This is a genomic window from Actinokineospora spheciospongiae, from assembly GCF_000564855.1.
In the GTDB taxonomy this organism is placed as follows: Bacteria; Actinomycetota; Actinomycetes; order Mycobacteriales; family Pseudonocardiaceae; genus Actinokineospora; species Actinokineospora spheciospongiae.
Window position 1 is genome coordinate 1 of sequence record NZ_AYXG01000068.1, and the last position, 11,301, is coordinate 11,301.

7 protein-coding genes are annotated in these 11,301 nt (G+C 73.4%); 5 read left to right on the forward strand and 2 right to left on the reverse strand.

Features of this window, described 5'->3' with window-relative positions; translation table 11 throughout:
* Nucleotides 1-640 precede the first annotated feature (640 nt).
* The 3 genes from UO65_RS08700 (at nt 641) to UO65_RS08710 (ending at nt 4,569) form a co-directional block, all read left to right on the forward strand.
* Nucleotides 641-1,852 (forward strand): UDP-N-acetylglucosamine 2-epimerase, encoded by a 1,212-nt coding sequence (locus tag UO65_RS08700; RefSeq protein WP_146241346.1) that lies wholly within the window; start codon nt 641-643, stop codon nt 1,850-1,852.
* A gap of 74 nt (nt 1,853-1,926) precedes the next feature.
* Nucleotides 1,927-3,186, forward strand: coding sequence for an MFS transporter (locus UO65_RS08705; RefSeq protein ID WP_035280471.1), 1,260 nt, complete (start codon nt 1,927-1,929; stop codon nt 3,184-3,186).
* 15 nt (nt 3,187-3,201) lie between these two features.
* A complete protein-coding gene (locus UO65_RS08710) occupies nt 3,202-4,569 on the forward strand; it encodes a GH1 family beta-glucosidase (RefSeq protein ID WP_035280473.1) in 1,368 nt (455 codons plus the stop codon).
* 9 nt (nt 4,570-4,578) lie between these two features.
* Here UO65_RS08710 and UO65_RS08715 read toward each other — a convergent pair whose 3' ends face one another.
* Entirely contained in the window at nt 4,579-5,577 is a 999-nt protein-coding gene (locus UO65_RS08715; protein ID WP_233427489.1) for a beta-ketoacyl-ACP synthase 3, read from the reverse strand.
* 349 nt (nt 5,578-5,926) lie between these two features.
* Here UO65_RS08715 and UO65_RS08720 point away from each other — a divergent pair, with 349 nt between their 5' ends.
* Nucleotides 5,927-7,204 (forward strand): APC family permease, encoded by a 1,278-nt coding sequence (locus UO65_RS08720; RefSeq protein WP_035280483.1) that lies wholly within the window; start codon nt 5,927-5,929, stop codon nt 7,202-7,204.
* On the opposite strand, the gene icmF is transcribed toward UO65_RS08720, so the two are convergent.
* A complete protein-coding gene (gene icmF, locus UO65_RS08725; RefSeq protein ID WP_035280475.1) occupies nt 7,155-10,388 on the reverse strand; it encodes a fused isobutyryl-CoA mutase/GTPase IcmF in 3,234 nt (1,077 codons plus the stop codon). The genes UO65_RS08720 and icmF overlap by 50 nt on opposite strands.
* A gap of 289 nt (nt 10,389-10,677) precedes the next feature.
* Between icmF and UO65_RS08730 the strand changes: the two genes are divergently transcribed.
* The gene (locus tag UO65_RS08730) at nt 10,678-11,154 is read left to right on the forward strand and encodes a nucleoside deaminase (protein ID WP_233427490.1); all 477 of its coding nucleotides are present in this window, start codon (nt 10,678-10,680) and stop codon (nt 11,152-11,154) included.
* Nucleotides 11,155-11,301: the final 147 nt, after the last annotated feature.

The window sequence follows — 11,301 nt, forward strand, 5'->3', positions numbered from 1 at the left end:
GAGTGCCCCACTGCCCAGGCAGGCTCGCACATGATCGCTTCCCCCACCCAAGCAAATCCACCCACCCGGGCAGAGCCGTAGCCGGGCCAGCGGTTGGCGGGGTGGTCGCCGGCTGCGCCCGGTGAGGTTGCGGGTGGCTGGCCGCCAGGCCGCCAGGCCGGCGGTTGGCGGGGTGGCTGGCTTTCGCTGCGCCCGGTGGGGGTTCGTGTGGCCGGCCGCCGGGCCGGCGGTTGGTGGGGTGTTTGGCGGCTGCGCCCGGTGGTGTTCGGAGTGGCCGGCCGCCGGGCCGGTGGTTGGCGTTGCGGCGGCTGGTTCGGAGTGGAGACCGGGGCGGGTGGCTTGGGGGCTGGAGCGGTTGGTGGGGTGGTGGTGCGTGCGGAAGTTTCCGGGTGGCGGGTTGGTGGGGGTGCGGGTCACCGATGTGGCCGGGGTGAGTCGATCCGGTGGTTCCGGGGCCGGTTCCTGTCATCGTGCGCGTGGATTCGATCGGGTGAAGGAGGTGGCGCTCCGTGGTTCGGGGTGCCACCCGATCAGGTGGGTGTTTCACCGAGAAACCCGCCCCGACCGGCGGTAACGTCGGGCCGGTCGCGCGCTATACCGCTGACGAAGGTCGGTGTGGGCGGAAGGAAGGGGTGCGGTGGTGAACACCCTGGTTCCGTTGCCCGCGCCGTGCCCGCCCGGCCGGGTGCCCGAGGTTTGCCTGGTGGTGGGGGACGCGGGGGCGGCCGTGCGGATCGCGCCGCTCGCGGGGGCCATGGCGGCCGGGGGGCGGGTGCGGCCGGTGGTGCTGGTGTGCGGGCACGGGGCGGGGGCGGCGACGGCGGCGCTGGCGGAGTTCCGGGTGGGGACCGACGTGACCGTGGCGCTGGCCGCCGACGGGCAGCCCACCACCGCCGCTGCCGCGCAGTTGCTCGCGGGGCTCGACCGGGCCTTCGCCGACCGGTTGCCGGACGCGGTGGTGGTGCAGGGGGACTCGGCGACGGCGTTCAGTGCGGCGATGGCCGCTTTCTGGCGGCGGGTGCCGGTGGTGCACCTGGACGCGGGGGTGCGGTCGTTCGACCTGACCGCGCCGTTCCCGCAGGAGGGGCACCGGCGGTTGATCGCCCAGGTGTCCTCGCTGCACCTGGCGGCGACGCCGGAGGCGACGGCGAACCTGGCCCAGGAAGCGCACACCGGGCCCAAGGTGGTCACCGTGGGCAGCACCGCCGTCGACGCGGCGCTCGACGCCGTCGAGCGGCGGGTGGCGCACGCCGATCCCAGGGTGCGGCAACTGGCCGACGCGGTGGCCGCCGGGTACAGCCGATTGGTGCCGGTGGTGCTGGAGGCGGCGAACTGGTCCGCCTCGGCGGTGGACGCGGTGCTGCACGGGATCTGCGACCTGGTGCTGGCCACGCCGGACCTGGAGGTCGTGCTGCCCGCGACCGGTGGGCTGCGGGCGCGGGCCGAGGAGGCGCTGGGCAGGCTGGTGCGGGTCACGATCACCGACCCGCTGCCGCAGCCGTGCCTGCTCGGGCTGCTGTCGACGGCCGCGGCGGTGGTGACCGACTCGGTGACCCTCGCCGAGCAGTCGCCCAGCTTCGGGGTGTCGGCGCTCGTGGTGGGCGGGGAGTCCGGCACCTGGACCGAGCCGAGCCGCCCCGGCTACCCGTGGGCGGCGGGCGCCGACCGCGCCGTGGTCGCCCGGATCACCGAGAAGCTCGTGCTCAGCCGCCGCCCGGCCATCCCGGAGCAGCGGGTGGCGGACGGCAACCCGTTCGGGGACGGGTTGGCCGCGGCGCGCTGCGCGCAGGCGGTGCAGTGGCTGCTCGGCCTGCGCGAACGACCGGGGGAGTTCGTCCCCGCCCGCCCTTGACTGGATTCCCGATGCCGACCCATCCTGATGCGTCCTGCCCCGCCGAGCCGCTGACCGTCCCCACCGGAGGCCGCATGACCGCGAACGCGCGCCCGGGCTCCGCGCCCGCCGCAGCGCCGACGCTGCCGCCGCCCAAGCGGTGGACGGCGGCGCTGGCGTTCGCCGCGCTGGCGGTGAACGTCGGGTTCTTCGGACCGATCCAGATCCTGCTGGCCCGGCAGGCCGAACTGGTCTCCGCCGAGTCGAAGGCGTCGGTGCTGGCGCTGGTGGCGGGGGTCGGCGCGCTGTGCTCGATGGTGGCGAACCCGCTGTGGGGGGCGCTGTCGGACCGCACGACCGGGCGCTGGGGCAGGCGGCTGCCGTGGGTGCTCGGCGGGGCCGTCGGCGGGGCGGGCGGGCTGGTGCTGCTGGCCACCGCGGAGTCGGTCGGCGGGATGATCCTCGGCTGGTCGGTGGTGCAGGTGGCGCTGAACGCCGAGTTCGCCGCGCTGGCCGCGGCCATCCCCGACCAGGTGCCGGTGGACCGGCGGGGCGCGGCGGGCGGTTGGTTCGGGCTGGCGCAGACCGTGGGCGTGCTCATCGGCACCGGTCTGGCGGTGAGCGGCGGCGCGGCGACCGGTGGCGTGCTCGGCGGGTACCTGGCGTGCGCGGTGTTCGTGGTGCTGGCGACGGTGCCGTTCGTGCTGCTGCGCCGCGACGTGCGGCTGACGCGGGACGAGCGGCCCCCGTGGGACGCCGCCGCGTTCGCCCGCGGCTTCTGGCCGCGCGGGTTCGGCGCCGACTTCGGCTGGGCGTGGCTGACCCGGTTCCTGATGAACCTGGGCAACGCCCTGGCCCTGCTCTACCTGCTGTACTACCTCAAGGACGAGGTCGGCCTGGTCGACGCCGAGAGCGGGGTGCTGGTCCTGACCTCGGTGTACGCGGTGGCCCTGCTGTCCACGGTGGTCGTCGGCGGCGTGTGGTCCGACCGCACCGGCAGGCGGCGGATCTTCGTGATGGGCTCCGGGGTGATCATGGCGGTGGCCTCGGCGATGATGGTGGCCTGGCCGACCTGGCCGGGCGCGGTGCTGGCCGCCGGGGTCCTCGGCATCGGCTTCGGCACCTACACCTCGGTCGACTTCGCCCTGGTCACCCAGGTGCTGCCCGCCGCGGCCGACCGGGGCAAGGACCTCGGGGTGATCAACATCGCCAACACGCTGCCGCAGGTGCTCTCCCCGGTGGTGGCCGCGCCGATCGTGGCGCACCTGGGCGGCTACCCGACGCTCTACCTGGTGGCGGCGGCGGTGGGGTTGCTGGGCGCCACGCTGGTCTACAGGATCAGGGGTGTCCGCTAGTCCGAGGAGGCCCCCGTGACCGAGCCGTTCCCCGCGTTCCCGCCCGACTTCCTCTGGGGTGTCGCCTCGGCGGCGTACCAGGTGGAGGGCGCGGTCGACGAGGACGGGCGCGGGCGCTCGGTGTGGGACACCTTCTGCGCCGAACCCGGCCGGGTCGAGGGCGGTGACACCGGCGCCGTCGCGGCCGACCACTACCACCGCTTCCCCGAGGACGTCGCCCTGCTGCGGGACCTCGGGGTGGGCGCGTACCGGTTCTCCATCGCCTGGCCGCGGGTCGTGCCGGACGGCGCGGGCGCGGTCAACCCGGCGGGGCTGGACTTCTACGACCGCCTGGTCGACGAGCTGTGCGCGGCGGGCATCGCCCCGGCCGCCACCCTGTTCCACTGGGACACCCCGCAGGCCCTGGAGGACGCGGGCGGCTGGCTGTCGCGCGACACCGCGGCCCGCTTCGCCGAGTACGCCGCCGTCGTGGGCGACCGGCTGCACGACCGGGTGCGGATGTGGATGCCGCTGAACGAACCCGTCGTCGTCACCATGTTCGGCTACGCGCTGGGGCAGCACGCGCCGGGCCGGGAGCTGGGTTTCGAGGCGCTGCCCACCGCGCACCACCAGTTGCTCGGTCACGGTTTGGCGGTGCAGGCGCTGCGGGCCGCGGGTTGCTCGAACATCGGTATCGCCAGCAACCACAGCCCGGTGTGGGCAGCCTCGGACGCCGAGGAGGACGTGTCCGCCGCCGACGCCTACAGCACGCTGGTCAACTGGTTGTTCGCCGACCCGGTGCTGCGCGGGCGGTACCCGGCCCCGGAGCTGGCGGCGCTGATGCCGGGTCCGGTCGTCGAGGATCTCAAGGTCATCTCGACGCCGCTGGACTGGTTCGGCATCAACTACTACCAGCCCGCGCTGGTGGGTGCGGCGACCGAGGGCAGCACGCCGGTGGTCGAGGGCGCGATGCTGCCGCCCGGCCTGCCGTTCGAACCCCGGCCCATCGAGGGGTACCCGAGGACCGACTTCGGCTGGCCGGTGGTCCCCGACGGCCTCCGCGAGACGGTCGCGATGTTCACCGACCGCTACGGCGAGGCGCTGCCGCCGTTGTACATCACCGAATCCGGTTGCTCCTACCACGACCCGGACCCGGTCGACGGTCGCGTGCCCGACCCGGACCGCGTCGCCTACCACGACGGGCACCTGCGCGCGCTGGCCCGGGCCGTGGCCGACGGCGCGGACGTGCGCGGCTACTTCGCCTGGGCCGCCACCGACAACTTCGAGTGGGCGGCCGGGTACCGCGAGCGCTTCGGACTGGTCCACGTGGACTACGCGACGCAGACCCGCACCCCGAAGGACTCCTACCACTGGTACCGCGACGTGATCGGCCGAGCGCGCTGAACCCGGCGCTCAGGCCTCCAGCGGCAGCGAGTCGGGGATGCGCACGACCTGGGCGGCGTAGGCCAGGCCCGCGCCGAAGCCGATCAGCAGGGCCAGACCGCCGGGCTTGACCTCGCCCTCGGCCAGCAGGCGGTCCAGGGCCAGCGGGATGGAGGCGGCGGAGGTGTTGCCCGCGTCCACCACGTCCCTGGCGATCACCGCGTCCGGGGCGTCGATCTTGCGGGCCAGGGCTTCCACGATGCGCAGGTTGGCCTGGTGCGGCACGATCGCGTCGAGGCGGCGGGGGTCGACCCCGGCGAGTTCGCAGGCCCGCAGCGCCACCGGGTGGATGTTGTTGGTGGCCCAGCGGAACACCGCCTGCCCCTGCATCCGCAGGGTCGAGGCGCCCTCCGGGACGTCGATCAGCTCCGACTGGCTGCCGTCGCTGCCCCAGGCGACGGGGCCGATGTCCGGGTCGTCGGAGGCGGCGACCACCGCCGCGCCCGCGCCGTCGCCGAAGATGATGGAGGTGCCCAGGTCGGCCTCGTCGACCAGGTCGGTCATCTTCTCCGTGCCGACCACCAGCACCCGCCGCGCCGAGCCCGCGCGGATCGCGCTCGCGGCGACGGCCAGGGCGTAGCAGAAGCCCGCGCAGGCGGCGTTGAGGTCGTACCCGGCGGCCCCGTTCGCGCCGATGCCCGCGGCGACCCCGGCGGCCACCCCGACCAGCGGCGAATCCGCCGAGCAGCTCGCCACCACGACCAGGTCCACCCCCGCGGCGTCCACTTCGGACCGCTCCAGCGCCCGCAGGGCCGCGGCGACGGCCATCGACTCCCGGGTCTCGGTGGTGGCGAAGCGGCGGGAGACGATGCCGGTCCGTTCCCGGACCCAGTCGCCGGTGCGGCCGAACCGCTCGGCGATCTCCGCGCTGCCGACCGCGGTCGCGGGGCGGAAGCCGCCGAACCCGAGGATTCGCGCACCGGGCGAACCGGTCGATTGCAGGAGCTGGCGGGGTGCGGTGAGAGTCACCCCGCCACTGTGCGGAATTACCATTCGGTACGACCAACCCTGAGGCTTAAGACACACCTAAAGTGTCAGCTCCGGAAACCTACTCAAAAGTCGATTCACAATTTTCCGCCGATCGGGGACCCCCTGAACGTCGGAATTGAATGATAACCCTGTGCCCATTCACTTCGAATCGGCGGGCGCGCCGGGCGTTGCCGGGAGGTGGCCCCCGGGAGTCCGGCGCGGTGGTCCCCGGTGAACACGGCGGGGGTTCCGCGCCGCACGTGCCCACCCGCCACCCCGGTCCGGGACGATGTGGGCCGTGGAGAACTCGGGCCCCAGGCGGGGGCGTGCGGTCGGATGGGTCCGGGGGCTGCTCGGGCGTGCGGACGGGCCAGCGGAGCCGGGCGGCCTGGTCCGGCGGCTGGGCCTGGGGGACGCGGTGGTGCTCGGGCTCGGGTCGATGATCGGCGCCGGGGTGTTCAGCGTGTTCGGACCCGCCGCGGCGGCGGCCGGGCGGTGGCTGGTCCTCGGGCTGCTCCTCGCCGCGCTGGTGGCGTTCTGCAACGCGATGGCCTCCGCGCAGCTCGCCGCCGCCAACCCGACCTCCGGCGGCGCCTACGCGCACGGCCGCCGGTGGCTCGGCCCGGGGTGGGGGTTCGCCGCCGGGTGGGGGTTCGTGGTGGGCAAGACCGCGTCCTGCGCGGCCATGGCGCTGACCTTCGCCACCTACGCCCTCCCCGGGCCGTGGTGGGCGCAGCGCGGGCTGGCGGTGCTCGCGGTCCTCGCGCTGGCGGCGCTCAACTACCGCGGCATCACCCGCACCGCCGCGCTGACCCGGGTGCTCGTCTGCCTCAGCCTGGCGGCGTTGGCGGTCATCGTGATCGGGATGCACCTCGGGCCGGGTGCCGAGGCCGCGGGCGGCGTCGACACCAGTGCGTACGGGGTTCTGCAATCGGCCGGTTTGCTGTTCTTCGCCTTCGCCGGTTATGCGCGGGTGGCGACATTGGGCGAAGAGGTGGTCGAACCGCAGAAGACCATTCCGCGCGCCATCACCATCGCCCTCGGGATCACCGTGGTGATCTACCTGGTGGTCGGGGTCAGCGCCTTGGCGGCGGTGGGGGCCGAGCGGCTGGCGGGCAGCAGCGCCCCGCTGGCCACCGCGACCGCGGGGGTGGCCGGGCTCGACGTCGTGGTGCGGGTCGGGGCGGCCGTGGCGAGCCTGGGGGCGCTGCTCGCCCTGGTGGCCGGGGTGGGGCGCACGACGATGGCGATGGCCAGGGAGCGAGACCTGCCGCCGTGGCTGGCCGCCGTGCACCCGCGCCACCGGGTGCCGCACCACGCGGAGGTCGCCGTCGCCGTGGTGGTGAGCGCGCTGGTCCTGGTCGCGGACCTGCGGCAGGTGATCGGGTTCTCGTCGTTCGGCGTGCTCGTCTACTACGCGATCGCCAACCTGGCGGCGTTGCGCCAACCCGAGGACGAACGGCGGTGGCCCCGAGCGCTGTTCGTGCTCGGGGCCACCGCGTGCGCCGTGCTGGTCGTGACCCTGCCGGTGGGCGCGGTGCTGACCGGCGTGGGCGTCTACGCCGTCGGGTTCGCCGTCAGACGTTTCGCCGGTACTGGCCGCCGACCTCGAAGAACGCCGTCGTGATCTGACCGAGGGTGCAGACCCTGGCCGCGTCCATCAGCACCTCGAAGACGTTGCCGTCGGTGCCCGCGACCTCGCGCAGCCGGGCCAGCGCCTCCTCCGCCTCGTCGCGGTGCTCGGCCTGGTAGGCGCGGACGCGGTCCACCTGGGACTTCTTCTCCGCCTCCGTGGCGCGGGCCAGCTCGATCTCCACCACCTCGTCCTCCTCGCCCCTGGCGGGCAGGAAGGTGTTGACGCCGACCAGGGGCAGCGACCCGTCGTGCTTGCGGTGCTCGTAGAGCATCGACTCGTCCTGGATGCGACCGCGCTGGTAGCCGGTCTCCATGGCGCCGAGGACGCCGCCGCGGTCGGAGATGCGGTCGAACTCGGTCAGCACCGCCTCCTCGACCAGGTCGGTCAGCTCGTCGATGACGAAGGAACCCTGCAGCGGGTTCTCGTTCATCGACAGGCCCCACTCCTTGTTGATGATGAGCTGGATCGCCATGGCCCGGCGGACCGAGGACTCGGTGGGGGTGGTGATCGCCTCGTCGAAGGCGTTGGTGTGCAGGGAGTTCGCGTTGTCGTACAGCGCGCACAGCGCCTGCAGGGTGGTGCGGATGTCGTTGAAGTTCATCTCCTGCGCGTGCAGGGAGCGGCCCGAGGTCTGCACGTGGTACTTGAGCTTCTGCGAGCGCTCCGCGGCGCCGTAGCGGTCGCGCATGGCCACCGCCCAGATGCGGCGGGCGACCCGGCCGATGACCGAGTACTCGGCGTCCATGCCGTTGGAGAAGAAGAACGACAGGTTCGGCGCGAAGTCGTCGATGTCCATGCCGCGGGCCAGGTACGACTCGACGTAGGTGAAGCCGTTGGCCAGGGTGAAGGCGAGCTGGCTGATCGGGTTCGCCCCGGCCTCGGCGATGTGGTAGCCGGAGATGGACACCGAGTAGAAGTTGCGCACCCGGTTGCGGATGAACCACTCCTGGATGTCGGCCATCATCCGGAGGCTGAACTCGGTGGAGAAGATGCAGGTGTTCTGGCCCTGGTCCTCCTTGAGGATGTCGGCCTGCACCGTGCCGCGCACGTTCGCCAGCGCCCACGCGGTGATCTCGCGCCGCTCCTCTTCGGACGGTTCGCGGTCGTGCTCGACCACGAACGCGTCCACGCGCTGGTCGATGGCGGTGTTGAGGAAGTAGGCCAGGATGGTCGGGGCCGGGCCGTTGATCGTCATCGACACCGACGTGGTGGGCGAGGTCAGGTCGAAGCCCGCGTAGAGGGCCTTCATGTCGTCCAGGGACGCGATCGACACCCCGGAGGTGCCGATCTTGCCGTAGACGTCCGGCGGGGTGTCGGGGTCGCGGCCGTAGAGGGTCACCGAGTCGAACGCGGTGGACAGGCGGGTCGCCGGGTTGCCCTCGGAGAGCAGCTTGAAGCGGCGGTTCGTGCGGAACGCGTCGCCCTCCCCGGCGAACATGCGGGCCGGGTCCTCGCCCTCGCGCTTGAACGGGAAGACGCCCGCGGTGAACGGGAAGGCGCCGGGCAGGTTCTCCTTGCGCAGGAAGCGCACCAGCGTGGCGTCGTCGTCGAACCGGGGCAGGGCGACGCGCGGGACCTTGTTGCCGGACAGCGTCTCGCGCCAGAGCTGGGTGTGCAGCTCCTTGTCGCGGATCTTCACCACCAGTTCCTCCGCGCGGTACCGCTCGACCGTCGCGGGCCACTGGGCCAGCAGGTCCTCGGTGTCGCGGTCGACGCGGCGGGCGACCTCGGCGGCGAGGCGGTCCACGTCGTCGGTCGGGGCGCCCGCGCGGGCCAGGGCGTCGCGGGTGAAGGTGAGCGCGGCGCGCTCGCGGACGGCGTCGACCTGGGCGTCGGTGCGGCGGTGGTGGCCGCGGACGGTCTCGGCGATGTCGGAGAGGTACCGGGCGCGCTGCGGCGGCACGACGGTGGCCGCGGAGGTCGAGGTGCGCCCCTCGACGTGCGGGAGCGCGCCCTCGCCGAACGCGACGCCCTTCTCCCCCAGCAGGGTGCGCAGCTCCTGGTAGAGGGCGGTGACGCCGTCGTCGTTGAAGGTGGCGGCGCTGGTGCCGAAGACCGGCATGTCCTCCCAGGACCGGCCGAACGCCTCCCGGTTGCGCACGAGCTGGCGGGCGACGTCGCGGCGGGCGTCCTCGGCGCCGCGGCGCTCGAACTTGTTGATCGCCACCACGTCGGCGAAGTCCAGCATGTCGATCTTCTCGAGCTGCGAGGCGGCGCCGAACTCGGGGGTCATCACGTACAGCGAGGTGTCGACGAACGGCACGATCGCGGCGTCGCCCTGGCCGATGCCGGGGGTTTCCACGACGACCAGGTCGTGACCGGCGGCCTGGCAGGCGGCGATGGTGTCGGCCAGCCCGTCGGGCACCTCCGAGCCCGCGCTGCGGGTGGCCAGCGACCGGAAGAACACCCGATCCCCGTCCAGGGAGTTCATCCGGATGCGGTCGCCGAGCAGCGCGCCGCCGCCCTTGCGCCGGGTCGGGTCCACGGCGATGACCGCGACCCGCAGCTTGTCCTGCTGGTCCAGGCGCAGTCGGCGGACCAGTTCATCGGTCAGCGAGGACTTGCCGGAGCCGCCGGTGCCGGTGATGCCCAGGACCGGCACCCGCCGGTGCGGCCGGTCGAGGGCGGCGCGCAGGTCCGCGGGCACGGTGCCCGCCTCGATGGCGCTGATGGTCCTGGCCAGGGCGGCGTGGTCCCCGGCGAGCAGGGCGTCCGGGGCGGGAGCGGGCAGGGTGGCCGGGTCGGTGTCGCAGGCGGCGATCATCGAGTTGATCATCCCGGGCAGGCCGAGGGTCTGGCCGTCCTCCGGGGAGAAGATGCGGGCCACCCCGCGCGAGTGCAGCAGCCTGATCTCCTCGGGCACGATGACGCCGCCACCGCCGCCGAAGACCTTGATGTGGCCCGCGCCGTTCTCCTCCAGCAGCTCGACGAGGTAGCTGAAGTACTCGACGTGCCCGCCCTGGTAGGCGCTGATGGCCACGCCGTGCGCGTCCTCCTGGATGGCGGCGGTCACCACCTCGCGCACCGACCGGTTGTGTCCGAGGTGGACCACCTCGGCCCCCTGCGACTGCAGGATTCGGCGCATGATGTTGATCGCCGCGTCGTGCCCGTCGAACAGGCTGGCCGCGGTGACGAACCGCACCGGGTGGGCCGGGCGGTGCAGGTCGGCGGGCATGGAGACCTCCGGGTTGGCACTGGTGGACCGACGACGTCGACGGACCGGTATTAGTTTGACGTCCTACTATCGGACGGGCAAGTACCGCGAAACCGGCCGCCCGGTGTACCGATCGGTAGGATGACCACTTCCCGACCGTAGCGAGGTGGGCGATGACCCCGGAATCGGTGTCCAGGACAACGGCAGGCGAACAGAGCGCCACGGCCCTGCTCACGGCGGGTCCGGCACCCGGGGAGGCGGCGGTGACCGTGACCGACGCCATGGCCGACGGGCCTTGCGGGTCACCGCGGTGAGCGCCCCGGACGACTGGCTCCGCCAGGCGGTGGCCCTCGCCGAGCGCAACGTCGCCGACGGCGGCGGCCCGTTCGGCGCCCTGGTGGTCCGCCCGGGCGAGGGCGAGGTCATCGCGAGCGGCGTCAACCGCGTCACCACCGACCTCGACCCCACCGCGCACGCCGAGGTGGTGGCGATCCGGGCCGCCTGCCGGACCGTCGGCGACTTCAAGCTGACCGGCTGCGTCCTGGTCAGCTCGTGCGAGCCCTGCCCGCTGTGCCTGTCGGCCGCCCTCTGGGCCCGGGTGGACGCGGTCCTCTACGCCGCCGACCGCCACGACGCCGAACGGGCGGGCTTCGACGACCGCGTGTTCTACGACGTGTTCGCCCTGCCCCGGTCCGAGTGGCCGCTGCGGGTCACCCACCGGCGCACCGGCACCGAGCGGTCCCCGTTCACCGCCTGGGACACCAAGGCGGACCGCACGGACTACTAGGGCTGTCCTCAAGCAGGCGACCACCCGCCAACCGTCGGCCTGACAGCCCCGTCACGCCGAACCCCACCGTGCGCAGCCGCCGACCACCCGACAAACCGCCGGCCCGGCTACGGATATGCCCGGGTGGGTGGATCTGCTTGGGTGGGG

What these genes read in the sequence shown, in the direction of transcription:
- UO65_RS08705 (WP_035280471.1), top strand. Translation starts at nt 1,927, where the DNA reads ATGACCGCGAACGCGCGCCCGGGCTCCGCGCCCGCCGCAGCGCCGACG.
- icmF (WP_035280475.1), bottom strand. Translation starts at nt 10,388, where the DNA reads ATGCCCGCCGACCTGCACCGCCCGGCCCACCCGGTGCGGTTCGTCACC.